24 protein-coding genes and 1 riboswitch are annotated in these 23,248 nt (G+C 70.1%); of the genes, 9 read left to right on the top strand and 15 right to left on the bottom strand.

Annotation, left to right across the window (positions count from 1 at the left end; genetic code table 11):
• Positions 1–72: 72 nt before the first annotated feature.
• From ACZ4VT_RS08020 to ACZ4VT_RS08000, 5 genes are all read right to left on the bottom strand, one after another.
• A complete protein-coding gene (locus ACZ4VT_RS08020; RefSeq protein WP_467947655.1) occupies positions 73–1,827 on the bottom strand; it encodes an ABC transporter substrate-binding protein in 1,755 nt (584 codons plus the stop codon).
• A gap of 77 nt (positions 1,828–1,904) precedes the next feature.
• Complete coding sequence (locus ACZ4VT_RS08015) at positions 1,905–2,903, bottom strand: ABC transporter permease (protein ID WP_467947653.1); 999 nt, start codon at positions 2,901–2,903, stop codon at positions 1,905–1,907.
• 437 nt (positions 2,904–3,340) lie between these two features.
• Entirely contained in the window at positions 3,341–4,081 is a 741-nt protein-coding gene (locus ACZ4VT_RS08010; RefSeq protein WP_467947651.1) for an enhanced serine sensitivity protein SseB C-terminal domain-containing protein, read from the bottom strand.
• Positions 4,082–4,137: 56 nt separating this feature from the next.
• Entirely contained in the window at positions 4,138–4,872 is a 735-nt protein-coding gene (locus ACZ4VT_RS08005) for an enhanced serine sensitivity protein SseB (protein ID WP_467947649.1), read from the bottom strand.
• 135 nt (positions 4,873–5,007) lie between these two features.
• Positions 5,008–5,676 (bottom strand): AAA family ATPase, encoded by a 669-nt coding sequence (locus ACZ4VT_RS08000; RefSeq protein WP_467947647.1) that lies wholly within the window; start codon positions 5,674–5,676, stop codon positions 5,008–5,010.
• 206 nt (positions 5,677–5,882) lie between these two features.
• Positions 5,883–5,986, top strand: a riboswitch (glycine riboswitch).
• Positions 5,987–6,126: 140 nt separating this feature from the next.
• On the opposite strand from ACZ4VT_RS08000, the gene gcvT reads away from it, so the two are divergent.
• The 4 genes from gcvT (at position 6,127) to ACZ4VT_RS07980 (ending at position 10,678) form a co-directional block, all read left to right on the top strand.
• Positions 6,127–7,242, top strand: a complete 1,116-nt coding sequence (gene gcvT, locus ACZ4VT_RS07995; RefSeq protein WP_467947645.1) for a glycine cleavage system aminomethyltransferase GcvT — start codon at positions 6,127–6,129, stop codon at positions 7,240–7,242.
• Positions 7,243–7,354: 112 nt separating this feature from the next.
• Positions 7,355–7,735: a glycine cleavage system protein GcvH gene (gene gcvH / locus ACZ4VT_RS07990; protein WP_467947643.1), complete on the top strand. Its 381-nt coding sequence runs from the start codon at positions 7,355–7,357 to the stop codon at positions 7,733–7,735.
• Positions 7,736–7,750: 15 nt separating this feature from the next.
• Positions 7,751–9,007, top strand: a complete 1,257-nt coding sequence (glyA, locus tag ACZ4VT_RS07985) for a serine hydroxymethyltransferase (RefSeq protein ID WP_467947641.1) — start codon at positions 7,751–7,753, stop codon at positions 9,005–9,007.
• 288 nt (positions 9,008–9,295) lie between these two features.
• Positions 9,296–10,678 (top strand): L-serine ammonia-lyase, encoded by a 1,383-nt coding sequence (locus ACZ4VT_RS07980; protein ID WP_362854501.1) that lies wholly within the window; start codon positions 9,296–9,298, stop codon positions 10,676–10,678.
• 67 nt (positions 10,679–10,745) lie between these two features.
• On the opposite strand, the gene ACZ4VT_RS07975 is transcribed toward ACZ4VT_RS07980, so the two are convergent.
• Positions 10,746–11,366, bottom strand: coding sequence for a hypothetical protein (locus ACZ4VT_RS07975; protein WP_467947639.1), 621 nt, complete (start codon positions 11,364–11,366; stop codon positions 10,746–10,748).
• Between the two features lie 189 nt (positions 11,367–11,555).
• Here ACZ4VT_RS07975 and ACZ4VT_RS07970 point away from each other — a divergent pair, with 189 nt between their 5' ends.
• Positions 11,556–12,101, top strand: coding sequence for an AMIN-like domain-containing (lipo)protein (locus ACZ4VT_RS07970; protein WP_467947637.1), 546 nt, complete (start codon positions 11,556–11,558; stop codon positions 12,099–12,101).
• A gap of 207 nt (positions 12,102–12,308) precedes the next feature.
• On the opposite strand, the gene ACZ4VT_RS07965 is transcribed toward ACZ4VT_RS07970, so the two are convergent.
• Together ACZ4VT_RS07965 and ACZ4VT_RS07960 are read right to left on the bottom strand one after the other, a co-directional pair.
• The gene (locus ACZ4VT_RS07965) at positions 12,309–12,953 is read right to left on the bottom strand and encodes a dihydrofolate reductase family protein (protein WP_467947635.1); all 645 of its coding nucleotides are present in this window, start codon (positions 12,951–12,953) and stop codon (positions 12,309–12,311) included.
• Between the two features lie 25 nt (positions 12,954–12,978).
• A complete protein-coding gene (locus ACZ4VT_RS07960; protein ID WP_467947633.1) occupies positions 12,979–13,692 on the bottom strand; it encodes a flavodoxin family protein in 714 nt (237 codons plus the stop codon).
• 95 nt (positions 13,693–13,787) lie between these two features.
• On the opposite strand from ACZ4VT_RS07960, the gene ACZ4VT_RS07955 reads away from it, so the two are divergent.
• A complete protein-coding gene (locus ACZ4VT_RS07955; RefSeq protein ID WP_467947631.1) occupies positions 13,788–14,339 on the top strand; it encodes a PadR family transcriptional regulator in 552 nt (183 codons plus the stop codon).
• Between the two features lie 69 nt (positions 14,340–14,408).
• On the opposite strand, the gene ACZ4VT_RS07950 is transcribed toward ACZ4VT_RS07955, so the two are convergent.
• Positions 14,409–14,621, bottom strand: coding sequence for an EF-hand domain-containing protein (locus ACZ4VT_RS07950; protein WP_467947629.1), 213 nt, complete (start codon positions 14,619–14,621; stop codon positions 14,409–14,411).
• Between the two features lie 254 nt (positions 14,622–14,875).
• Between ACZ4VT_RS07950 and ACZ4VT_RS07945 the strand changes: the two genes are divergently transcribed.
• Genes ACZ4VT_RS07945 through ACZ4VT_RS07935 form a run of 3 tightly spaced genes read left to right on the top strand, consistent with a single transcriptional unit; the run spans position 14,876 to position 16,185 of the window.
• The gene (locus ACZ4VT_RS07945) at positions 14,876–15,625 is read left to right on the top strand and encodes a tRNA-dependent cyclodipeptide synthase (protein ID WP_467947627.1); all 750 of its coding nucleotides are present in this window, start codon (positions 14,876–14,878) and stop codon (positions 15,623–15,625) included.
• Positions 15,606–15,827, top strand: coding sequence for a hypothetical protein (locus ACZ4VT_RS07940; RefSeq protein ID WP_467947625.1), 222 nt, complete (start codon positions 15,606–15,608; stop codon positions 15,825–15,827). Before ACZ4VT_RS07945 ends, ACZ4VT_RS07940 begins: the two co-directional genes overlap by 20 nt.
• Positions 15,828–15,882: 55 nt before the next feature.
• Entirely contained in the window at positions 15,883–16,185 is a 303-nt protein-coding gene (locus tag ACZ4VT_RS07935; RefSeq protein ID WP_467947624.1) for a hypothetical protein, read from the top strand.
• Positions 16,186–16,292: 107 nt separating this feature from the next.
• Here the strand turns inward: ACZ4VT_RS07935 and ACZ4VT_RS07930 are convergent, their stop codons facing one another.
• The 6 genes from ACZ4VT_RS07930 to ACZ4VT_RS07905 form a co-directional block, all read right to left on the bottom strand.
• Positions 16,293–17,480, bottom strand: a complete 1,188-nt coding sequence (locus ACZ4VT_RS07930; RefSeq protein WP_467947622.1) for a YncE family protein — start codon at positions 17,478–17,480, stop codon at positions 16,293–16,295.
• The gene (locus tag ACZ4VT_RS07925) at positions 17,477–18,286 is read right to left on the bottom strand and encodes a polysaccharide deacetylase family protein (RefSeq protein ID WP_467947620.1); all 810 of its coding nucleotides are present in this window, start codon (positions 18,284–18,286) and stop codon (positions 17,477–17,479) included. The genes ACZ4VT_RS07930 and ACZ4VT_RS07925 overlap by 4 nt, the downstream gene beginning before the upstream one ends.
• A 377-nt stretch (positions 18,287–18,663) precedes the next feature.
• Positions 18,664–19,176: an ATP-binding protein gene (locus ACZ4VT_RS07920; protein WP_362805408.1), complete on the bottom strand. Its 513-nt coding sequence runs from the start codon at positions 19,174–19,176 to the stop codon at positions 18,664–18,666.
• A 241-nt stretch (positions 19,177–19,417) separates the two neighbouring features.
• A complete protein-coding gene (locus ACZ4VT_RS07915) occupies positions 19,418–20,185 on the bottom strand; it encodes an enoyl-CoA hydratase/isomerase family protein (protein WP_030708276.1) in 768 nt (255 codons plus the stop codon).
• 87 nt (positions 20,186–20,272) lie between these two features.
• Positions 20,273–21,514 carry a L,D-transpeptidase gene (locus tag ACZ4VT_RS07910; RefSeq protein ID WP_467947617.1) on the bottom strand — a complete coding sequence of 414 codons (1,242 nt, stop codon included), beginning with the start codon at positions 21,512–21,514 and terminating at the stop codon, positions 20,273–20,275.
• 360 nt (positions 21,515–21,874) lie between these two features.
• Positions 21,875–23,095, bottom strand: coding sequence for a L,D-transpeptidase (locus tag ACZ4VT_RS07905; RefSeq protein ID WP_467947836.1), 1,221 nt, complete (start codon positions 23,093–23,095; stop codon positions 21,875–21,877).
• Between the last annotated feature and the right edge of the window lie 153 nt (positions 23,096–23,248).

Below are 23,248 nucleotides of genomic sequence, written 5' to 3'. Positions count from 1 at the left end.
ACTGCTGCCTTCACCTGCCTTCCACGGTTCTGGCAGATCGGGCTTAAAGGTCGGGCCTTACTGGGTTCGGACTTACTTCAGGCCGACGTTGAGGTAGTCGTACTGGCCGCTCCAGGCCGGGTTCGACACCGCGTTGGTGATCTTCGGCGAGCGGTAGTGCAGCACCTTGAAGTAGGTCAGCGGCACGATGACCGCCTCGTCCATGACCTTCTTGTCGATGTCGCCGTAGACCTTCTCCCGCGCGGCGGGGTCGGTGTTGGCGATGTTGTCGTTGAGCATCTTGTTGATCTCGGGGTTGTTCAGCTGCGACAGGTTGGTGTTGCCCGTCTTGCCGATCGCGTCACCGTGGACCACCTGCTGGAGGAAACCGAAGCCGGTCGGCCAGTCGGCACCCCACTGCATCATCATGAGGCCGATCTTGTTGTCCTCGGTGAACTTCGGGACACCCGCGTAGTCACTGAAGTACTTGCCGGCCGGGTACTGCTGGATCTTGACGGTGATCCCGACCTTCTTCAGCGAGGCCTGGATCGCGGTGGCCATGTCGACCTCACCGGCACGGTCGTTGCGGGCCGTGATGGTGGTCTCGAAGCCGTTCGGCTGGCCGCAGGCGGTCAGCATTTCCTTCGACTTGGCCTCGTCACCCTTGTTGTCCGGGGTCTTGTAGGTGTCGAAGTCCACGTGGCCCGGGATGTCCGTCGGCAGCACCGTGGTGGCGATGGCGCCGCGGACCGGTCCGCCGAAGGCGGTCTGCACCGAGACCTTGTCCACCGCGTACTGGACGGCCTTGCGGCACTCCGGCTTGTCGAAGGGCGCCACCTTGGTGTTGATCGCCATGTAGACGAGGCGACCGCCCTGCGCGTTGTCGGTGTTCGGGTCCTTCGAGCTCAGCAGTTCCGACTGGGTCTGCTGGGCGACGCCGTTGCCCACGATGTCGATGTGGGAGTTGCCGGCCTTCAGGTTGGAGTCGATCGTCTCCTGGTTGACCTTCAGCTTGACGACGATCTTGTCCGGCAGCTGCTTGCGGAGCGGGTCGTTGCCGGCGTCCCAGTTCGGGTTGCGGACCAGGACGGCCTGCTTGTCCTGCTCGTAGCTCTCGAACATGTAGGAGCCGGAGGAGATGATGTGCTTGACGTAGTCCGCGCCGTCGTCCTTGGCCTTCGGCACCGGGGCGGACTGCGGGTTGGCCAGGAGGTAGTCGAACTCCGCGAAGGGCTGCTTGAGCTTGAAGACGATGGTGTGGTCGTCCGGGGTCTCGATGGACTTCAGACCCTCGTCGCTCTTGTCCTTGTACGGGCCTTCGTACTTCGGCTCGTTGTCCTTGAGGTACTGGGCCAGGTAGCTCGGGCCGTTGGAGTGGACGTCACGGGCGAAGTTGCTCCGCTCGACGCCGTACTTGACGTCCTTCGAGGTGACCTCGGTGCCGTCGCTGTACTTCACGCCCTTGCGGAGCTTGTACGTCCAGGTGGCACCGCCGTCGCTCGCGACGCCCAGGGACTCGGCGAGGTCCGGCACGACCTTGTTGCCCTCGGCGCCCGGGGCGGGGGCGAAGGTGGTCAGCGGACGCGCGTACAGGCGGCTGAAGTTGAAGACGAAGCCGTAGTACGTGTTGCCCGGGTCGAACGAGTCGGGCGTGTCGGACGCTTCGTAGACGAGCGTCCCGCCCTTCTTGTCCGAGGCGTTGACGACGCCCGTGACGGCTGCGTTGGCAGCGGCGGAACCCTTGCCGTCGCCCTCGCCCGTCTTGTCCCCGCCGCTGCACGCGGAGGCGCCCATGGCGATGCTGATGGCGGCCACGAGCACCGCAGCTGATCTCGACCTGCTTTTCATGGTGGAGTTAAGCCCCCTGATTCAGAGTGGAGTGGTGATGGGGTGGGCGGTGGCCCGGCCGCGCCCGAGGAAACGGTTCAGCGGCGGCTCTTGGGGTCCAGGGCGTCCCGCAGACCGTCGCCGAGCAGGTTGAAGGCGAGCACGGTGATGAAGATCGCCAGGCCCGGCACGACCATGTACATCGGGTCGACCTTGTAGTACCTGACGGCCTCGCTCAGCATTCCGCCCCAGGAAGCCTGCGGGGGCTGGATACCGACGCCCAGGAAGCTCAGGGACGCCTCGAAAAGGATGTTGGTGGGGATCAGCAGGGTCGCGTAGACGAGGATCGGCGCCACCAGGTTCGGGAGCAGTTCCCTGAAGACGATGAACGGGCCCCGCGCTCCCAGGGAGCGTGCCGCGTCGACGAACTCCCGCTCGCGCAGGGACAGGGTCTGGCCGCGGACGATGCGTCCGATGTACGGCCAGCCGAAGAAGCCGATCACGAACACCAGCACGCTGATGTGGAGCGGCAGTCCCTCCAGTCCGAAGGCACCGCCCTGCAGCGCGGCCGAGATGGAGATCGCGAACAGCAGCAGCGGGAAGGCGAGGAAGGTGTCCATCATCCGGCTGATGACGGTGTCGGCCCAGCCGCCGTAGTAGCCGGCGACGACGCCCAGCACCGAGCCGATGACCACGGACAGCAGCGTCGAACCGAAGGCCACGAGCAGCGACACCCAGGAGCCCTCCAGGATGCGGGTGGCGATGTCGCGGCCGAACTTCGGCTCCACGCCCAGCGGGTGGGACCAGCTGATGCCGCCGAAGGGACCGATGGGGGTCGCGAGCGACGGGTCGATCAGGTCCTGGTGGAGGGCGTCGGGATCGAGGCCGAAGATCGCCTGGATCGGCTGCGAGAGAACGGCCAGCACGACCAGGAAGAGGACGACGATCCCGCCGGCCATCGCGACCCGGTCCCGCTTGAGGCGGGTCCAGGCGATCCGGCCGAGCGAACGGCCCTCAATCGCCCCTTGCTTCGCCCCGTCCGGGCTGGCGCCGGGCTGGAGCCCCGCGGGCCCGCTGGTCTCGGTAGGTGCCGTCATCGTGGTGGGGACCCCTCTCGGCCGGCTGGTGGCCGGCCCCTGCCAGCCGCTGTGACGGCTTGGTTCACATCGTGTCGCGGTTGTCGCTGGTTGCCGGCGGTTCGTCGCTACGGAACTGCTCGCGAAATGCGGATGAAGAGTGGGCACCCGCTGGTTGGGCCCTCTCAGTGGGGGGAGTCTTCAACGGTCTCTCGATCACCCGCCAGACCCGACGGGGATGTGATGCGCAACCGTGATGTGACGAGTCGACTTCCGTTATCCGAACGGCGCACCCGCCTCAGCGGTTCAAGACCTCACGTTCGGCGCGGAACGGACATCCGTCCCAACTGCCTTTTCGTGCATGGATCTTGGGTCTATTCAGCGGATATGCCGAAGGCCGCACCGATGGGTCCGGTGCGGCCTTCGAGGGGGTTGTCTCGATATGTGGAGGAGACGGATCAGTACGCCGGAGCCTGGCCCTCGCGGTCGTAGAAGGGGCGGGTCTGCGCGCGCAGCCACATCGCCACCGGGTCGTGCTCGTCCGCCAGCGCGACCGTGCACACCGGGACGCCCTCGGGCACCACCCCGACGGACTGGCGCATCATCTCCCGTACGGATTCCAGCGCGGGCGCGGAGGCGTCGTACAGGTCGAGCCCGACCGCGAGGTACGGGGACCCGAGCGCGGGCTGCACCCAGGCGCGGCGCAGCGACCGGACCGCGGGCGTGCGGTGCGCGTGCTGGGTCAGCAGCCCGTAGAACTGCGGGAGCTCGATGGCGGGCTCGGAGAGCCGCAGCGGGCCGGCCGGCATCCGGTCCAGGCCGGTGGCGATCCGGCGCAGGTCGGCCCAGGGCACGCCGAGGCCGCCGCCCGGGGCGTGCGGGTTGAGCCACAGGCCCCAGCGGTCCGGGTAGAGCGCGCGGGCGATGTCCCGCCCGGTGACCACCTCGTAGCCCCGGTTCCAGCCGCTGGCGGCCAGCTCCTGCGGGGAGGTGACGCAGGGCGCGTACCCGAGGCCGTCGACCTCCATGCCGCCGTACTGGGCGTCCGGGGAGCCCGGCTGCCCCTGCCAGAGCAGCATCCAGAGCCGCCCCTCGGACAGGCCGTGCAGGAGCGACTCGTAACTCTCATAGCGCCCGGGGGTCACCTGGCGCATCATGTGCTCGACCTGCCCGGCCGCGGCCGTGCCTGACGCACTCACCCGGTACCCCTCTTCGTCCGCCCGTCGTCCACGCGTGCCCCTCAGCTTAAGCGGCCCTACGGGAGGTAGAAGGGGCGTACGCGCTCACGAATCCAGTCCGTGACCGGGTCCTGGGCGGCGTCCAGCAGGATCAACTGCACGGGCCACGGCGGCGCGACACGCGTCAGCGCCCGTCCGAGGGCCTCCATCGGGGCCTCGCGCATCTCGGGTTCCCATCCCACCAGGCGGACACCGATGAACAGCTCCGGCGCCCCGCCCTCGACGCTGGCCAGGCAGCGGTGCGCGGCCGCGACCACTCCGGTGGCCCGGAACTCCTCGGCGGCGGCGGCCAGGAAGTCCACCGGGTCCTCCTGCCAGTCGGGCTCGTAGAGCCGGACGCGGCCGCCGGTGGAGGCGCCGTCGAGCGGGGTCCGGCCGGTACGGCAGAGTTCCGCGACGGCGGGCGGGGGGAGCGGGACGCCGACGGCGCCCTCGGGATTGACGGCGATGCCGAGCTGCGGCGGCAGGCCGCGGGCGAACTCCACGGCCGGGGCCACGGCGAAGTCCATGCCGGGGCCGACGCAGGCGAGGAACTGGGCCTCGGAGCTGTAGACGGGGACGTAGGCCGCGCCGTCGATGTCCATCGTGGGCAGGGTGAGGTCGGCCGAGTCCGGGCCACCGCCGCCGGGCAGGGGCACCCACACCTGGCTGCGCCCGAGCACCTCCAGGATCCGTCCGCCGGCGTCCGGCTGCCCGAGCGCCGCCCCGAGCACGTGCTCCAGCTCATTCCCCGGCCAGCCGCTGCCCTGCATGTCCCGTGCCTCCGTGATCCCGCCGCGTGTCGCCCCGCAGGGTACCGGCCCGTTGGCGCCGCCGCTGCGGGGGCCCGGCCCGCCGCGCCTCGAACGCCGGCGGGGCTTCAGGACCGGGGCGCCGCACCCGGCGGGTCAGGCGTGGAACGCGATGCGGGTCACCGTCGCGGCGGAGGCGCGGTCCAGCAGGGTGACCGAGGCGCAGCCGTGCGGGGGGAGGCCCGCTTCGGCTTCGCGCAGGAGGCGGCCCACCGCGCCCCGGTGCCGGGCGAAGGCGTAGGCCGAGACCCGCCGCCCCCGCGCCGCCTGGCCGGAGAGGGCCTCCGCGGGGCTGCTGTCGAGGAGGAGCAGGTGCAGCGCCCGCCCCCGGCGCCGCGCGGCCGCCGCGAGCAGCCCCCGCACCCAGCTCTGCGTACCGCAGTCGTGGACGACCACGGAGGCTCCGGAGCGCAGGAGCCGCCACAGCCCCCAGTAGTGCGCGGCACGCACCAGCGGCCGGTACACCGCGTACGGGAGGGCCGCGGGCATGCGCCGTTCCCAGCGCTCGCGGGTGTCCTGTGAGTCGACGGCGCCGCCCTCGGCGGCCGCCCGCTTGATCAGGGTGCTCTTGCCGCCGCCGGGCAGGCCGGACACCACGACGATGTCCCCCTCCGCGAAGGCGAGCCGCTGCGGGCCGCCTGCCTCGGGTCCGCGCAGGTCACGTACGGACCCGGTGCCCGCGTCCACCGCACGCTCGCGCTCGCGGTCCCGTCCGCGCGCCTCGCGCTGCGCCGGCACCGCGTCCACCGTTCCCGTCGTCGTCACCACTCCGAATCTCCGCACAGTGTTCGCCTCCCCCGAATCGGGTCACCAGGACCCTTGCCCACTGAGTGTAAAGAGACGGTAATCCGGCATCCCCGGTTCCGGTCCGCCCCCTCGGGGTACCGTACGAACTTTCGGACCCCTCCGCCCGATCACGGGCATGGCGTGCAATGATGTGCGCCATCTGGACCAACTGCATACCGGCCGCTTGAATCCGCGCGGGAGAGTCCCGGCACGCCGCAAGGCCGTGCGCGGGCGCCGAAGGAGCAAGATCCTCCCTTGAATCTCTCAGGCCCCGTACCGCGTGGATGAGGCAGATCTGAAAAGCGAGCTGTTCGACAGCTCCACCCAAGGTGCAAGCCGAGGAACTCTCGGCGAACCTCTCAGGTTCCGATGACAGATGGGGAGGACCCTCCTCGTCATGTCATGCCCTGGGACTCGGGAGCCACACCCATGAGCACTGCCCCCCGTCTGACCGCCCTCGACGCGCTGCACCGCTCGCTCGGTGCGACCATGACCGACTTCGCGGGCTGGGACATGCCGCTGCGGTACGCCAGCGAGCGCGACGAGCACAACGCCGTACGCACCAAGGCCGGTCTCTTCGACCTGTCGCACATGGGCGAGATCACGCTGACCGGCCCGGAGGCCGTCAAGGCGCTCGACCACGCGCTGGTCGGCAACATCTCCACCGTCGGCGTCGGCCGCGCCCGCTACACGCACATCTGTCAGGAGGACGGCGGGATCGTCGACGACCTGATCGTCTACCGCCTCGGCGAGACCGAGTTCATGGTCGTCGCCAACGCCTCCAACGCCCAGGTCGTCCTCGACGCCCTGACCGAGCGTGCCGCCGGCTTCGACACCGAGGTCCGCGACGACCGCGACGCGTACGCGCTGCTCGCGGTGCAGGGCCCGGAGTCCCCCGGCATCCTGAAGTCCCTGACGGACGCCGACCTGGACGGCCTCAAGTACTACGCCGGCCTGCCGGGCACCGTCGCGGGCGTGCCCGCGCTGATCGCGCGTACGGGCTACACCGGCGAGGACGGCTTCGAGCTGTTCGTCGCCCCCGAGCACGCCGTGGAGCTGTGGCAGGCGCTGACCAAGGCGGGCGAGGGCGTGGGCCTGGTGCCGGCCGGCCTGTCCTGCCGCGACACCCTGCGCCTGGAAGCGGGCATGCCGCTGTACGGGCACGAGCTGACCACCTCCCTCACCCCGTTCGACGCGGGTCTGGGCCGGGTCGTGAAGTTCGAGAAGGAGGGGGACTTCGTCGGCCGCGCCGCGCTGGAGGCCGCCGCCGAGCGCGCCGCCACCAATCCGCCGCGCAAGCTGGTCGGCCTGATCGCCGAGGGCCGCCGCGTCCCGCGCGCCGGTTTCCCGGTCGTCGCCGACGGTCAGGTCATCGGCGAGGTCACCTCGGGCGCCCCGTCCCCGACGCTGGGCAAGCCGATCGCGATGGCGTACGTGGACGCGGCGCACGCCGCGCCCGGCACCTCCGGCGTCGGCGTCGACATTCGCGGTACGCATGAGCCGTACGAGGTCGTGGCGCTGCCGTTCTACAAGCGGCAGAAGTAGTTCCGCACACGGTCCAGCCGTGCACGAGCCGTACGGGAACCCCGTCCGGCAGCGTCTCAGTACCCGAGACCACCGTTCGTATCCACTCCCCCGCATCCAGGAGAATCAGGTCATGAGCAACCCCGAGAAGCTGCGTTACACCAAGGAGCACGAGTGGCTGTCGGACGCCGTGGACGGCGTCGCGACGGTCGGCATCACGGAGTTCGCGGCCAACGCGCTCGGTGACGTCGTCTACGCCCAGCTCCCCGAGGTCGGCGAGACCGTGACCGAGGGCGAGACCTGCGGCGAGCTGGAGTCGACGAAGTCGGTCAGCGACCTGTACTCCCCCGTCTCCGGCGAGATCGTCGAGTTCAACCAGGACGTCGTGGACGACCCGGCGCTCGTGAACACCGCCCCGTTCGAGGGCGGCTGGCTCTTCAAGGTGCGCCTCTCGGAGGAGCCGAAGGACACCCTGTCCTTCGAGGAGTACACCAAGCTCACCGCCGGTAACTGACCCCAGGGGACCCTGATGTCTGTACTGAACACCCCTCTCCACGAGCTCGACCCGGACGTCGCCGCCGCCCTCGACGCCGAGCTCGTGCGCCAGCAGTCCACCCTGGAAATGATCGCGTCGGAGAACTTCGCTCCGGTCGCCGTCATGGAGGCCCAGGGCTCGGTCCTGACCAACAAGTACGCCGAGGGCTACCCGGGCCGCCGTTACTACGGTGGCTGCGAGCACGTCGACGTCGTCGAGCAGATCGCGATCGACCGGATCAAGGCGCTGTTCGGCGCCGAGGCCGCGAACGTCCAGCCGCACTCGGGTGCGCAGGCGAACGCCGCCGCGATGTTCGCGCTGCTGAAGCCGGGCGACACGATCATGGGCCTGAACCTGGCCCACGGCGGTCACCTGACCCACGGCATGAAGATCAACTTCTCCGGCAAGCTCTACAACGTGGTCCCGTACCACGTCGACGAGACCGGCGAGGTGGACATGGCCGAGGTCGAGCGCCTCGCCAAGGAGTCCAAGCCGCAGCTGATCGTCGCCGGCTGGTCCGCGTACCCGCGCCAGCTGGACTTCGCCGCCTTCCGCCGCATCGCGGACGAGGTCGGCGCGTACCTGATGGTCGACATGGCGCACTTCGCCGGCCTGGTCGCCGCGGGTCTGCACCCGAACCCGGTGCCGCACGCCCACGTGGTCACCACCACCACGCACAAGACCCTCGGCGGTCCGCGCGGCGGTGTCATCCTGTCGACGCAGGAGCTGGCCAAGAAGATCAACTCCGCGGTCTTCCCCGGTCAGCAGGGCGGCCCGCTGGAGCACGTGATCGCGGCCAAGGCCGTCTCCTTCCTGGTCGCGGCCTCGCCCGAGTTCAAGGAGCGCCAGGAGCGCACCCTGGAGGGTGCGAAGATCCTCGCCGCCCGCCTGGTCCAGGACGACGTCAAGGCCGTGGGCGTGGACGTCCTCACCGGCGGCACCGACGTGCACCTGGTCCTGGTCGACCTGCGCAACTCCGAGCTCGACGGTCAGCAGGCCGAGGACCGCCTCCACGAGGTCGGCATCACGGTCAACCGCAACGCCATCCCGAACGACCCGCGGCCGCCGATGGTCACCTCGGGTCTGCGGATCGGTACGCCGGCCCTCGCCACCCGCGGTTTCGACGCCGAGGCCTTCACCGAGGTCGCCGAGATCATCGCGCAGGCGCTGAAGCCGGCCTACGACGCCGAGTCCCTCAAGGCGCGCGTCTCCGCGCTCGCCGCGAAGTTCCCGCTGTACCCGTCGCTCTAGGCAACGGCTTGGGAAGGCCCGGCCTCGTCTCGCACAAGGCCGGGCCTTCCCCATGACCCGGGGCGCGGTCCTCGACGTCGGGGCCGCGAAAGCCGCCGTACAGGTCGGCGTAACCGGCCCCCGCACGAACTGACGTACGCTGATGAACCGGGCAAGGGCGCCCACGAGGTGATCTTTGCCCGCAATCCCTGCAAAGTCCGCCCCTCCGTCGGCCGCCTCGCTACGCTGCGAGCGCGACTGGACGGTCCGTTCCCCGCCACCGCGGGGATGACCCGGGAGACCGCCAACGTGGCCATTTCCGTTTTCGATCTCTTCTCGATCGGCATCGGTCCGTCCAGCTCGCACACCGTCGGTCCGATGCGGGCCGCCCGCATGTTCGTGACGCGGCTGAAGAAGGACGGCGTGCTCGCCCAGACCGCCGCCGTGCGGGCCGAGCTCTTCGGCTCCCTCGGCGCCACGGGCCACGGCCACGGCACCCCCAAGGCGGTGCTGCTGGGCCTGGAGGGGCACTCCCCCCGCAGCGTGAACGTCGAGACGGCGGACGACGAGGTCGAGCGCATCCGCAAGAGCGGCCGGCTGCGGCTGCTGGGCGCGGAGATAGGCGACGTCCACGAGATCGACTTCGACGAGCCGAACCAGCTGATCCTCCACCGCCGGCGCTCCCTGCCGTACCACGCGAACGGCATGACCCTCTTCGCGTACGACGCCGCCGGCGCCCCGCTGCTGGAGAAGACCTACTACTCGGTCGGCGGCGGCTTCGTCGTGGACGAGGACGCGGTCGGCGAGGACCGGATCAAGCTCGACGACACGGTGCTGAAGTATCCCTTCCGCTCCGGCGACGAGCTGCTGCGCATGGCCCGGGAGAGCGGTCTGTCGATCTCCGCGATGATGCTGGAGAACGAGAAGGCCTGGCGCACCGAGGAGGAGATCCGCGAGGGCCTGCTGGAGATCTGGCGGGTCATGCAGGCGTGCGTCGCGCGCGGCATGTCGCGTGAGGGCATCCTGCCGGGCGGCCTGAAGGTCCGGCGCCGGGCCGCGAACACCGCCCGCAAGCTCCGCTCCGAGGGCGACCCGCTGGCGCTCTCGATGGAGTGGATCACCCTCTACGCGATGGCCGTGAACGAGGAGAACGCGGCCGGCGGCCGGGTGGTCACCGCTCCGACGAACGGCGCCGCGGGCATCATCCCGGCGGTCCTGCACTACTACGTGAACTTCGTGCCCGGCGCCGACGAGGAAGGCGTGGTCCGCTTCCTGCTGGCAGCGGGTGCGATCGGCCTGCTCTTCAAGGAGAACGCCTCGATCTCCGGCGCCGAGGTCGGCTGCCAGGGCGAGGTGGGCTCGGCCTGCTCGATGGCGGCCGGCGCCCTCGCCGAGGTCCTCGGCGGCACCCCGGAGCAGGTCGAGAACGCGGCCGAGATCGGCATGGAGCACAACCTGGGCCTGACCTGCGACCCGGTCGGCGGTCTGGTCCAGATCCCCTGCATCGAGCGCAACGGCATGGCCGCCGTCAAGGCCGTCACCGCCGCCAAGATGGCGATGCGCGGCGACGGCACCCACAAGGTCTCCCTCGACAAGGTCATCAAGACCATGAAGGAGACGGGCGCCGACATGAAGGTCAAGTACAAGGAGACCGCCCGCGGCGGTCTCGCGGTCAACGTCATCGAGTGCTGATCGACGGCAGGTGACGGAAGGGGCCCGGTGCGCGTGCGCGCCGGGCCCCTTCCGTCTGCCCTTGGCGCTATCCGCGGCGCAGGGCCTTGAGGACCCCCCGGGCGAAATCGTCCACCGCCGCGTCGTACGCCTTCAGGCTCTCGGCGGTGGGCGGCGTGCGCGCCTCGGCCGTGACCGTCACGTCGATCAGCATGTTGCTGTCGCGCAGCCGCAGCGCATGGACCTGCCGCAGCTCGGTCGGCTTGTTGAAGGCGAACCGGTAGGCCTCCTTGCCGACGCCCTTCACCTCGGTGAAGCCGCTGTCCGGCATGTCCTTGGCCGTGTTCTCGCGGGCCCTGGCGAAGACGTCCTGGGAGAAGTCGACGCTCTCCGTGTACGCGAGGTCCAGCTCCACCTTGACGTTCCCGTACTTCGCCGGGCCGGACTCGACGAGCGGCTGGACGCACGTGACGCCCGGGGCGCCCGTGCCGGACCGCTTCTCCCGGTCCGCGGCCTCCTCGCGCGCTCCGAGCGGGTCGGCGAGCTCGCCGTACGGGAGCACGTTGCAGATCTCGTCCGTGGCCACCCAGCGGTAGCCGCCCTTGCCCTCCTGCGAGACCTCGCGCTCCGCGTCACCACCGCAGGCGGTGGCCGCCAGCACGAGGGCCACGGCGACCGTCGCAAGACGGGACAAGCGGGGAAGACGCATCCGGTTCTCTCCTGTCGGGCGGGCCGGGTTCCACCCAACCACCTTGCCATCCACGGCAGTTGTGCAGCGGTGGATTGACCGAACCAGGAGGGGGAGGAGAGCGGGAGCGAGAGCGGGAACCGCGGGATCCCTCCGTGGCGTCCTAAGCCGTGCCACCAGTCCCCGTCTCTCAGGAATCGAGGGGACGTCATGATCCACGCACGTCTCCGGCAGATCGTGGCCCTGGCCTCCGGCGCTCTGCTCGCCGCCTGCCTCTCCTTCGCCGCGCCTGCCTCGGCCGCCCCTACCACCGCCGCCGCCCCTACCGCCCCCACCGCCACCGCCACCGCCACCCAGAGCCAGACCCCGCTCGTCGTCAATGCCCGCTGGGGCGGGCACGCCACGTACGACCGGATCGTCGTCGACCTTCAGGGGTACGTCCCCGAGGTGACCGTCACTCCCGTCCCGCAGCTGGTCTACGACGGGTCCGGCAAGCCCGTGCCGCTGGCCGGGAAGTACTTCCTGGAGATCCGCTTCCACCCCGCCGCCGCGCACAACGACGCGGGGCAGAACGTCTACCAGGGACCCAAGCTCCAGAAGATCTACCTCAGCAAGCTCAAGGGTCTCGCCCTGACCGGCGACTACGAGGGGTACGTGACCCTCGGCGCCGCCTTCGACACGGTGCCGTACTACCGCGCCTACACCCTGCACTCCCCGGAGCGGTTCGTCGTGGACATCTCGCACGTCACCCAGTGACGAGCGGACGAGCCGACAGGCCGGCGGGTCCGGGGCGTCGCACGTGCCCCGGGCCCGCCACCGGCCCGCTGCTCGCCCGCGCCCTGCTGCGGGAGGCCCTGGCCGGCTGCCGGCGGATGAACGCCCGGCCGCTGCCGGCACGGCCGGAGTCGGCACGGCCGGAGTCGGCACTGGCGGAGGTGCCGGCGTAGGCGCGCCCTGGGACGGTCACCGCCGCCAGAAGAGGTGGTGCGTCACGCCGCTCGGGCTGGGCACGACGTCGAGGTGGAACCGGTCGAGGAGCTCGTCGGGGGACTCCCAGAGCCGTGCCCCGGCTCCGATCTCCACCGGTGAGACCGCGACGTGCAGGGTGTCGACGAGGTCGGCGTCGAGGAACTCCCGGATGGTGGTGGCCCCGCCGCCGAGCCGGACGTCCCTGCCCTGCGCCGCTTCCCGCGCCATGCCGAGGACCGTGGCCGGGTCGGCGGCGACGAAGTGGAAGGTGGTGTCGGAGAGCGTGAACGACGGGCGCTCGTGGTGCGTCATGACGAACACCGGCGTGTGGAAGGGGGGTTCGTCGCCCCACCAGCCGCGCCATGCGTGGTCGGCCCAGGGCCCGCGCTGGGGCCCGAACTTGTTGCGGCCCATGATCTCGGCACCGATGTGGTGCGCGAAGTCCCGGGTGAAGTAGTCGTCGAGGCCGCGGCTGCCTCCGGGGTCGGTGCGGTTGGGCCAGCTCGCCGTGGCTCCGGCCCAGGCGAACATCTCCCCGGGATCGGCGTCTCCGAAGGGCCGCTCCAGGCTCTGGTGCTCCCCGGCGCCGAATCCGTCGCGCGAGACGCTGAAGTTCTGGACTCTCAGCAGTTGCTCCACAGGCTTCCTCCGGTCTGGCACGGGTTCAGCGGTGCTCGGGGTTGGGGAAGTCGAAGCGGCAGCCGGCGTCCCAGAGCGAGCGCTGGTTTCCGTGGGCCGGGATGCCTCCCGCGCGCTTGAGCAGGGCGGCCAGGTGCATCAGGTTCCACGACATGAAGGTGGTGTTCCGGTTGGTGAAGTCGTTCTCGGGACCGCCCGAGCCGGCGTCGAGGTACGAGGGCCCGGGTCCGGCCTCGCCGATCCAGCCCGCGTCGGCCTGCGGGGGGATCGCGTAGCCGAGGTGCTGGAGGCTGTAGAGGATGTTCATGGCGCAGTGCTTGACGCCGTCCTCGTTGCCGGTGATCAGCGCGCCGCCGACCCGCCCGTAGTAGGCGTACTGGCCCTGCTCGTTCAGGAGGGAGGAGCAGGCGTAGAGCCGTTCGATGACCTGCTTCATGACGGAGCTGTTGTCGCCGAGCCAGATGGGGCCGCAGAGCACGAGGATGTCGGCGTCCATGATCTGGCTGTAGAGGACCGGCCACTGGTCGCTCTCCCAGCCGTGGTCGGTCATGTCCGGCCAGACGCCGGTCGCGATGTCGTGGTCGACGGCCCGGATGAGCGAGGTGCGGGCGCCGGCGGCTTCCATGACCGCCCGGCTCTTGTCGATCAGGCCCTCGGTGTTGCTGGTCTCGGGCGAGCGCTTGAGCGTGCAGTTCACGTACACGGCGGTGAGGTCTGGGTACTCGAAGTCGGCGGACACTCCCCCAGCCTGTGGACCGCCGGGCCCGGCCACCAGCCGGGGACGGCCGAACGGGGGCGGCCGAACGGGGGCGGCCGCAAACCTAGGATGGCGGCATGTCCCTCCCGCACGCCATCCTCACCGCCCTGCTCGAGAAGCCCTCGTCCGGGCTGGAGCTGACCCGGCGGTTCGACAAGTCGATCGGCTACTTCTGGTCGGCGACGCACCAGCAGATCTACCGCGAGCTGGGGCGGCTGGAGGAGGCCGGGCTGATCCGGGCGCTGCCCAGCGAGGTGCCCGTGCGGGGGCAGAAGAAGGAGTACGAGGTGCTGCCCGGCGGCAGCGCGGAGCTGGCGCGGTGGGTCGGCGAGAGCCAGGACCCGAAGCCGATGCGCGACCCGCTGCTGCTGCGGATCCGCGCGGCGGGCGTGGTGGGGCCGCAGGGGCTCGGCCCTGAGCTGCGGCGCCATCTGGACCTGCACCGGCGCCGGCTGGCGCAGTACGAGGCCATCGAGGAGAAGGACTTCCCGCCGGGGCGCGACGCCGTGGAGGACCGGCTGCGCCGGCTCGTCCTGCACGGCGGGATCGCCTTGGAGACGTTCTGGCTGCACTGGCTGGAGGAGGCCCTCGCCGAGGTCGGGGACATGTCGTCCGGGCCGGAGGCCTGACACACACGCGCTCCCGCCCCGGCCGGCCGGCGGGCCGGGATGCGCGGGGCGGGAGCGGACGTGGAGGGGCTACTTGCTCAGGGAGGCCCAGAACTCGTCGAAGCTCAGCAGGCCGTCGCCGTTCGCGTCCTTGGCGGCGATCACGGCGTCGGCGACCGGGCCGGTGACGAACGGGTCGCCCATGGCCGCCATGGCGGCCTTGAACTCGTCGGCCGTGACGAAGCCGTCACCGTTCACGTCGAACTTGCCGAACGTCGTCCGTGCGCTCTCGATGTCCGCCACTGGGTCCACCCCTTCTTGGTGCTTGTTGACCGGCTCAGGGTAGCGGTCCTCCCGGACGGCCCCCGCCGCGGGTCCCGTTCGGACGGCAGAAAGAAATCCAATGAGCCTTCCGAAATACGGAAGCGATAATTCCAGCCAACAAATCCGGCCCGCGCTTGTCACGCTCCGGGGCCACGGCATAACGTCACGGAATTGCCGCCACACCAGGAGCGCAGGGCTCCCAGGGACCAGCGGCAACAAGGGCGATCACACCGGTGACGATCACAGCTGACGCATCATTCGAAGTTCTGCCCTTCACCCGCACCTGCCGCCACATCTGGGAAGACGGCGACCATGTGCTCATCGGAGTGAGTCCCGGAAACAGCCACTTCAGTTCCGAGCGCGTCGCCGGCCTCGCCCAGTGGGCCACGACCCGCTTCGCACAGGTCGACTTCGTCTACGCAGACCTCCACGTGGACCGGATGTTCGGCGCCTTCGGCTACACCCGCGAGCATGCGGAGAAGCGCGCCGCGAAGGAAATCAAGGCGGTCCGGCGGCGGATCCTCAAGGGCGTGGAGGAGTCCGGACCCGGACGGGCCGATATTCGCGTGCGAGCCCTGTCGGAGTTTCAGTCCAACCCCGTTTACCAACTGCTCCACCGCCGTATCCCGCATTTCCTGGAAACCGACGACGAATTCCGCAAGGGATACGAGGAGATGGCCCTGCATTTTGTCGGATCCAAGTTGCCGGAAGGTGAATCGATCACAGCCGTCCAGTGGCAGGTCCGTTTCGATTACATGGCGGCCGAGCTGCCGTTCTTCGTGGACACCCCGAGCATTCTCGACGTGCCCTCCTCGGTGGCGGCCTACCACGTCAGGATGCCGCTGACCGATGTCCTCTTCGCACGCGGCGGGGGCCTGCGCGCGACCCGCAACCAGGCGTACGCCGTCGTACGGCCCGAGCCCGTCGCGGCCACGGACCACGCACCGACCGAAGGGACCGCCGATGAGCGTCGAGCAGCTTGAGGGCCGGGAGGGCCGGGAGCCGCATCCGCTCCTCGACTTCCCGCTCTCGCTGGACATCGCCTTCATGACCGCGCGCGAGCCGTTCGCCGACTCGGCCCTCAACCGGTACAAGGACGTGGCTACTTCGCCGAGCGGCTGGGCGTCCAGCTCGCGCTGGCCCCCGGGGAGCGTACGGGGCTCCCCGGCAGGTTCGCCGGGCTGAAGGAGGCCGACCCGGAGTCGGCCCACCTGAGCGACGACACGTTCGGGTCGGCGACGTGCTGGTGAAGGAGGGCGAGCTCGTCCTCGTCCTCCTGGAGGGCGCCGACTTCGACCCGGAGGCCTTCGAGCACCCGGACGAGCTGGACCTGGAGCGCGAGAGCCCGAACGCCCATCTCGCCCGCGGCGCCGGGCGGCACTTCTGCCCGGCTTGCGCGCTGGGCCGGGCACACGCCGAGATCGCGCTGGAGGTGCTGGTCGAGCGGCTGCCCGGGCTGCGCCTCGCGGTGCCCGCCGAGAACCTCGTCTGGCGCACGGGCTTCATCAAGCGGCTTCCGGAGCGGCTTCCGGTCGCCTGGTAGTCCGTGGCCCGACGGGCCGACGACGGTGTCCCGGGAGTCGTGCGAGCCCCCGGGGCACCGTCGTCACATCACTGGGCCGAAGGGCTCTTCGGCTGGCGCGTGCTCGGCTACCGGAAGATCCCGGTGTGGCCGAGCGAGTAGCGGCCGGGCTGCGGGTACACCGCGAGCCCGTGCGGGCCGCCGCCGACCGGGATCCGGGCGAGCTGCTTGCCGGTCACGGTGTCGATCGCGTACACCTCGGAGTTGTAGCGGCCCGACAGCCAGAGCACCTTGCCGTCGGCCGAGACCCCGCCCATGTCGGGGCTGCCGCCGTCCGGCAGGGTCCACTTCTTCGTGAGCTTGTTCTCGGGGAAGTTGTAGACCGAGATGGTGCCCTCGCCGCGGTTGGAGACGTACATCTCCTTGGAGTCGCGGCTCACGTACAGGCCGTGGCAGCCCTTGCCCGTGGGCAGCAGCTTGGGGGTCTCGAACTTGTCCCCGCTGAGCACCCACATGCCGTGCGCCATCATGTCCGCGACGTAGAAGGTCTTCCCGTCCGGGGAGACCTTGACGTCCTGCGGCATCGCGCCCTCGAACGGCAGTTTCTGCTGGCCGATGACCTCCATCCGCTCGGTGTCGACCTTGAGGAGCTCGCCGGAGAACTCGCAGCTCACGATGAAGTAGCGGCCGTCGGCGGAGAAGTCCGCGTGGTTGACGCCGTAGCAGGTCACCGGGACCGTCTTGACGCGGTCCATCGTGTGCGGGTCCCGGAAGACCAGCTCCTTGTCCATCGAGGCCATGACGATCGCGTACTTGCCGTTCGGCGTGAAGTACAGGTTGTACGGGTCGTGCACCTCGACGGGCTTCCCGGCCTCGCCGGTGGCCGGGTTGATCGGGGTGAGCGTGTGGCCGCGGTTGTTGTTGACCCACAGGGTCTTCATGTCCCAGGAGGGCACCACGTGCTGGGGCTGGACGCCGACCGGGATGGTGTCGATGACCTGGTAGGTCACCGGGTCGATGACGGACACCGTGTTGGAGTTGGTGTTCGGCACGTAGACGCGGGACGGGAAGTCCTTGACCACCGGGGAGAGCCTGTTCGGCCGGTCCGCCGCGTAGACGTCGTTCGGATCGAGGAGCGGCGGCATGCCGGGCAGGCCGGGCGGGATGGCCGGCACGGCCTTGACGGGCTTGGCCGGGCCCTTGGTGCCGAGCGCCTCGGCGGGCCCCTTTTCGGCTGCGCCGCAGCCGGCGAGGGCGGCGAGGACCAGACCGGCCAGCAGCACGGTGACCTTCCGGGGAAGGCGGGTGGTGGTCATTGGGTCAGCAGCTCCGTGGTGGTCACCGCGCGCAGCTTGCGGCGCGCGAGTTCTTCGAGGAGGGGAGGCATCGCGTCGACCGTGTCCGCGTAGCCGAAGTGCAGGCTCACCACCGATCCGCCTTGGATCGTCCCGGTGACGGTGCGGATGACGGCCGCGGCGCCGGGCGAGGTGAAGTCGAGGGAGTCGACGTCGTACGAGAGGACGTGCGGGTAGCCGGCCCGCTGGGCCAGTTGCCGGACGAGCGGGGTCGCGTACTGGGTCTGGGAGGGCCGGAACCAGGTGCCGATGGAGCCGGTGAGCCGCTTGAGCCTCTGGGCGCAGCCGGTGATCTCGGCGTAGGCCTCCGCCTCGGGCAGGTCGTTGACGGCGAGGTGGCGCTGGGTGTGGTTGCCGAGTTCGTGGCCTCCGTCGAGGATGCGGCGGGCCATGTCCGGGTGGGCGTCGAGCCAGGTGCCGATCGCCAGTACGGTGACCCGCGCGCCCCCGCGTTCGGCCTCGGTCAGGACCGCCCGGGCGATGGCGGGGTCCCCGTTGCCGTGGAAGGTGAGGGCGACCCGGGGGCGGTCGCGCGGGCCGTGGCCGATCTCCACGGGCTGCCCGGCGAACCGGCGGGGGGAGGCGGCGGCCGCCTTGGCGGGGCGGTCGGGTCTGGCCGGACCGGGGGGCGGGGCGGAGGACCCGGGGGCGGGGCGGCCCGGTCCGCAGGCGGCGGTGAGGCCGGCCGCCGCGGTCGCGGCCGCTCCGAGACCGGCCGCACGCAGGGCCCCGCGCAGGGCCGCGCGGCGGCCTGGTTGTGAGAGCACCTGCCCATTTAAGGGGTGGATGACCCGGAAGGTAATGATTGACCCAATTCGGGACGCCCCCCAGAAGGGTCCGAACGGGTGGCCAATCCTCTATGTGATCAACGATTTACTCAGAGGTTCCGATGGTTATTCATAGATTACGAGGCGAGTGGCCCACCTCACCTAGGATTTAGCTAGAAAGTCTTACGATTTGCACACTTATGCCCAAGTAGGGACTTTTGGCGTTTGGACCCTCGTCTGCCATAGTCGGAATCACGGCTTCCCCATTGACCCGAGCGAAGTCGCCACGCCGAGGATCACACCCCCTTCGATCCTCGGCGCACCCATGAAGCCCCCACGCCGCCCCACCGCGGCGAGCCGGGGGCTTCAGGCGTTTCCTAGGCGTTCTGGCGGTCCGCGACCCGCATCTCGAACCAGGTGATCTTCCCGCGCGGCAGCAGGTCGGCGCCCCAGCGGTCGGACAGCTTGTCGACGAGGAAGAGGCCCCGGCCCGTGGTGTCGAGCTCGTGGACCGGCATCAGGCAGGGCAGTCCGCGCGAGGGATCGCGGACCTCCACCCGGATCCAGCCGCGCCGCCGCAGCATGCGTAAGCCGAAGGAGCGGGCCCCGGTGTGCCGCACCGCGTTGCCGACGAGTTCAGAGACCAGCAGGACGGCATGCTCGGCGATCTGCGGCGAGAGTCCCCAGAGGCGGATCACCACGCACTGGGTGAGCCGGCGTGCCGTGCTCGCCGACTCCGGCATGGACGGCAGTGTCACTTCCGCCTCGGCCGGATTCCCGTACAACTCCAGCGCCTTGAGACCCTGTTCGTCCTCAACAGCCGCCGTGAGCCGTACCGTCGAAGCGCTGCCGCGCTGCCGCGGCTGTTCCACACCCTCCAGGCCCGCCATGCACCCATCATGGACGGCCGACCTGCCCCTCCGGGCCGTTCCAGAGGAAAACACCCCCCGGATTCAACGAATCCAAGGGGGTGTCCTGTCATATGCGGGAGGCAACAAGGGTGCCTTAATACCCGGATTGACCTGCGGTGACACACCGCAGGGAAGTGATCACGGTCAGTGGATCACCGTTTCCGCTTAAGGCCGCCTTAAGGCCTGGCTAATCCACCCCCAGGGAGGACCGGCGCCTCGCTCAGACGAACTTGGCCTTGCCCGGGCCCTCTTCGACGAAGCTGCGCATGCCGCGCTCGCGGTCCTCGGTGGCGAACAGGCCCGCGAACCAGTTGCGTTCGATGGTGAGCCCGGTGTCGATGTCGGCCTCCAGGCCGGCGTCCACGCACTCCTTGGCGGCGCGCAGCGCCATCGCCGGGCCCTGCGCCAGCTTGGCGGCCCAGGCGTGCGCCTGCTCGTACACCTCGGCGGCGGGCACGACCCGGTCGACCAGGCCCAGGGTGAGCGCCTCGTCGGCCTTGACCATGCGCCCGGTGAAGATGAGGTCCTTGGCCTTCGACGGGCCGACCAGCCGGGAGAGGCGCTGGGTGCCGCCCGCGCCCGGGATCAGGCCGAGCAGGATCTCGGGCTGGCCGAGCTTCGCGTTGTCGGCGGCGATCCGGTAGTCGGCGCACAGCGCGAGCTCGCAACCGCCGCCCAGCGCATAGCCGGTGACGGCCGCGACGACCGGCTTGGGGATGCGGGCGACGGCGGTGAAGGCGTCCTGGAGCGCACGGGACCGGGCGACCATCGCCGCGTGGTCCATCGTCTGCATCTCCTTGATGTCCGCGCCCGCCGCGAACACCTTCTCGCCGCCGTAGATGACGACGGCGCGGACGTCGGCCCGGTCGGTCGCCTCCACCGCGAGCTCGCGCAGCCGGTCCTGGGTGGCGATGTCCAGGGCGTTCATGGGCGGCCGGTCCAGGCGGATGGTGCCGACGCCTTCGGAGACTTCGAGAGAGATGGTCATACGGGCCAGGTTAGCCGCGGTTAACGCGAGCCGGCCCGGTGCTGTGTGTCACAGCACCGGGCCGGCTTCACGGGGTACGGGACCCGCTTACTTGATCCACTCCGCCCAGTCCATGTTCCAGCCGTTGAGGCCGTTGTCCGGGGCGATCTGCTTGTCCTTGGAGTTCTTCACGACGACCACGTCGCCGATCAGGGACTCGTTGAAGAACCAGGCGGCGGGCTGGTTGCCGTCGCCGGCGCCGCGGACGTCCTTGAGGCCGACGCAGCCGTGGCTGACGTTCTCCGAGCCGAACGTGCTGGAGGAGGCCCAGTAGTTGCCGTGCACGAAGGTGCCCGAGTTCGACAGGCGCATCGCGTGCGGGACGTCGGAGATGTCGTACTCGCCGCCGAAGCCCACGGTCGCGCCGTTCATCCGCGTGACCTTGTACTTCTCGCTGATGACCATCTGCCCGTTGTACGTGGTGGTCGACGGGGCGCCCGCGGTGATCGGGAGGTTCTTGATGACCTGGCCGTCACGGACGACCTGCATCTGCTTCTCGCTCGCGTCGACCGTGGAGATCTGCGAGCGGCCGATCTTGAAGGTGACCGTACGGGTCTGCTTGCCGTAGACGCCCGGGCGGCCTTCGACGCCGTCGAGGGCGAGCTTCACGGTGACCGTGGTGCCCGCGGCCCAGTACTTCTCGGGGCGGAAGTCCAGGCGGTCGTTGCCGAACCAGTGGCCCTCGACCGGCACGGCCGGCTCGGCGGTCACGGTGATGGCCTTCTCGACGGCCTCGGGGTTGGTGATCCCACGGGTGAAGTTGATCGAGACCGGCATGCCCACGCCGACCTCCGCGCCGTCCTCCGGCGTGTAGTGGCCGACGAAGGTGTTGGTCGGCGTCAGGGTGGTGAAGGTGGTGTCCTTGGCGGACTCCCGGCCGGCCTCGTCCTTGGCGACCGCGTGCACCTTGTACTCGGTGGCGGAGGCCAGGTGACGGGCCGGCTCCCAGCTCGAACCGTCGTCGGCGAGCTTGCCCTCCACCGCGTTGCCCTTGGTGTCGGCGACGGTCACCGTGGTGAGCTTGCCGCCGCTGCTGGAGATCTTCAGGACGCCGCTGGTGGCGACCTCCTTGGCCCCGTCGTCGGGCTTGACGCTGACGACGGCCTTCGACGCCTCGGTCCCGTTCTTGGCGCCACCCCCGGCGTTGTCGCCGCCGCTGCCGCTGCTGTCACTCCCGCCACCACCGCTGCACGCGGTGGTGAACAGCAGGGCCGCCCCCAGCAGAAGGGCCGGCAGGCCGGTGCGGGCGCGGCCGCGTATCGGCTGCAGGTTCACTCTTGTTCTCCCCATGTCCCCCGCGCACGGACAGTCGCGCGCTTGTCGACAGGAAATCACATGGGCAGATCACGATGAGCCACGGTCTTGTCACCGTTCCGTCCCAACTGCTGATCAGCGGCCGGACCTGGCGTCGGGCGGGGCGGCGAGAGGGTGGCCGGGACCGTCGTCGGGGTCAGTCCCCGGTGCCCGGCCCGGTGCCCCACACGTACACCGCGTCGCCCTCGGCGAGCAGGTCCCAGAGGCGCTCCTCGTCCGATTCGGTGAGGGCAGCCCTGATGGGCCGGGGGCGGGCGCCGGCGGACGGGGCCCGGACACTCTCCGTTACGGCATTGCGATCACACGAGTCACTCGTACGGCGCTGCCGGGCGGCGTTCAGACGATGGCGGAGCCGGCGACCCAGTCCGCCCAGGACATGTTCCAGCCGCCCAGCCCGTTGTCGGCGGCGACCGTCTTGTCCTGCGAGTTGACGACCTCCACCACGTCGCCGATCAGGGTCCGGTCGAAGAACCAGCCGGCCGGGGTGTCGGAGCCGCCGCCCTTGTCGTCGCGCAGGCCCACGCAGCCGTGGCTCACGTTGGTGGAGCCGAAGGTGTCGGGGCTGGACCAGTAGTTCCCGTGCAGGAAGGTCCCCGAGGCGGTGAGCCGCATGGCGTGCGGGACGTCCGGGATGTCGTACTCGCCGCCGAAGCCGACGGTCTGGCCGTTCATGCGAGTGACGTCGAAGAGCTCCATCACCACCATCTTCCCGTTGTACGTGGTGGTCTTGGGCGCTCCGGCGCTGATCGGCACGGTCGACAGCAGCTCCCCGTCCCGGCGGACCTCCATGGTGTGCGCGGCCGCGTCCACCCGGGAGATCTGGGAGCGGCCGACGGTGAAGGTGACGGTCTTGGACTGGATGCCGTACGAGCCGGCCGCGCCCTCGACGTCGCGCAGGTCCATCTTCACGGTGACCTTGGTGCCGGCCTTCCAGTACTCCCTGGGCCGGAAGTCGAGCCGGTCCCTGCCGAACCAGTGGCCGACGACCTGCACGGCCGGGTCGGAGGTGACGGTGATGGCCCGCTCCACTTCCGCGCGGCGTTCGATCGCGCGGTTGAACTTGAAGGAGACGATCATGCCGGTGCCGACGGTGGAGCGGTTCTCGGGTTTGAAGTAGCCGATGAACCGCTCCTCGGGCACGTAGGTGGTGAAGGTGGTGTGCCGGGCCTGGCGGCGGTTGTGCCCGTCGAGGGCGACGGCGTCCACGGTGTACTTGGCCGCGAGTGCGAGCCGGCCGGAGTCGAGGTCGGGGCTCCAGCTGAGCCCGTCGTCGGCGATGGCGCCGGGGACGTCCTCCTGCTGCGCGTCCTCCACCTTGGTGACGACGACCCGCTCCAGCCGGCCCTCGGGCACGGTGACCACCAGCCGCGCGTCGGCCGGGACCCCCTTGGCGTTGTCGCCGGGGGTGATGCGGATGGCCTCGTCCGGCGAGCGGGGTTTGCCGGGCAGCTGGATCTCGACCGGCGATTTGCCGTCCTTGGTGCATCCGGCCAGCCCGCCCAACAGGCCCGCCCATGCCGCCACGGCGGCCAAGCCCGCCCCTGCCCGCCTCGTCAGAAGTGTCACGATCCCTCCAACGACCGGGCCCTCCGGGGGAAACGTGAGCGCGCGCCACGTTCCGGGCGGAACAGTCCGGGCAGAACAGTGTGAAGGACCAGACGGGGGCGGGCCCAGGCCGGGACGCCGGGGCCGCACTCCCCACCCCCGCAG

This window comes from Streptomyces sp. NPDC029164 (assembly GCF_055563995.1).
This window is presented reverse-complemented; position numbering and strand designations above follow the sequence as displayed.

Excerpts from the sequence above, each read along its gene's own strand:
- ACZ4VT_RS08020 (WP_467947655.1), bottom strand. The coding sequence starts at position 1,827 with ATGAAAAGCAGGTCGAGATCAGCTGCGGTGCTCGTGGCCGCCATCAGC.
- ACZ4VT_RS08015 (WP_467947653.1), bottom strand. The coding sequence starts at position 2,903 with ATGACGGCACCTACCGAGACCAGCGGGCCCGCGGGGCTCCAGCCCGGC.
- ACZ4VT_RS08005 (WP_467947649.1), bottom strand. The coding sequence starts at position 4,872 with ATGCAGGGCAGCGGCTGGCCGGGGAATGAGCTGGAGCACGTGCTCGGG.
- gcvT (WP_467947645.1), top strand. The coding sequence starts at position 6,127 with ATGAGCACTGCCCCCCGTCTGACCGCCCTCGACGCGCTGCACCGCTCG.
- gcvH (WP_467947643.1), top strand. The coding sequence starts at position 7,355 with ATGAGCAACCCCGAGAAGCTGCGTTACACCAAGGAGCACGAGTGGCTG.
- glyA (WP_467947641.1), top strand. The coding sequence starts at position 7,751 with ATGTCTGTACTGAACACCCCTCTCCACGAGCTCGACCCGGACGTCGCC.
- ACZ4VT_RS07975 (WP_467947639.1), bottom strand. The coding sequence starts at position 11,366 with ATGCGTCTTCCCCGCTTGTCCCGTCTTGCGACGGTCGCCGTGGCCCTC.
- ACZ4VT_RS07970 (WP_467947637.1), top strand. The coding sequence starts at position 11,556 with ATGATCCACGCACGTCTCCGGCAGATCGTGGCCCTGGCCTCCGGCGCT.
- ACZ4VT_RS07955 (WP_467947631.1), top strand. The coding sequence starts at position 13,788 with ATGTCCCTCCCGCACGCCATCCTCACCGCCCTGCTCGAGAAGCCCTCG.
- ACZ4VT_RS07940 (WP_467947625.1), top strand. The coding sequence starts at position 15,606 with ATGAGCGTCGAGCAGCTTGAGGGCCGGGAGGGCCGGGAGCCGCATCCG.
- ACZ4VT_RS07930 (WP_467947622.1), bottom strand. The coding sequence starts at position 17,480 with ATGACCACCACCCGCCTTCCCCGGAAGGTCACCGTGCTGCTGGCCGGT.
- ACZ4VT_RS07920 (WP_362805408.1), bottom strand. The coding sequence starts at position 19,176 with ATGGCGGGCCTGGAGGGTGTGGAACAGCCGCGGCAGCGCGGCAGCGCT.
- ACZ4VT_RS07915 (WP_030708276.1), bottom strand. The coding sequence starts at position 20,185 with ATGACCATCTCTCTCGAAGTCTCCGAAGGCGTCGGCACCATCCGCCTG.
- ACZ4VT_RS07910 (WP_467947617.1), bottom strand. The coding sequence starts at position 21,514 with ATGGGGAGAACAAGAGTGAACCTGCAGCCGATACGCGGCCGCGCCCGC.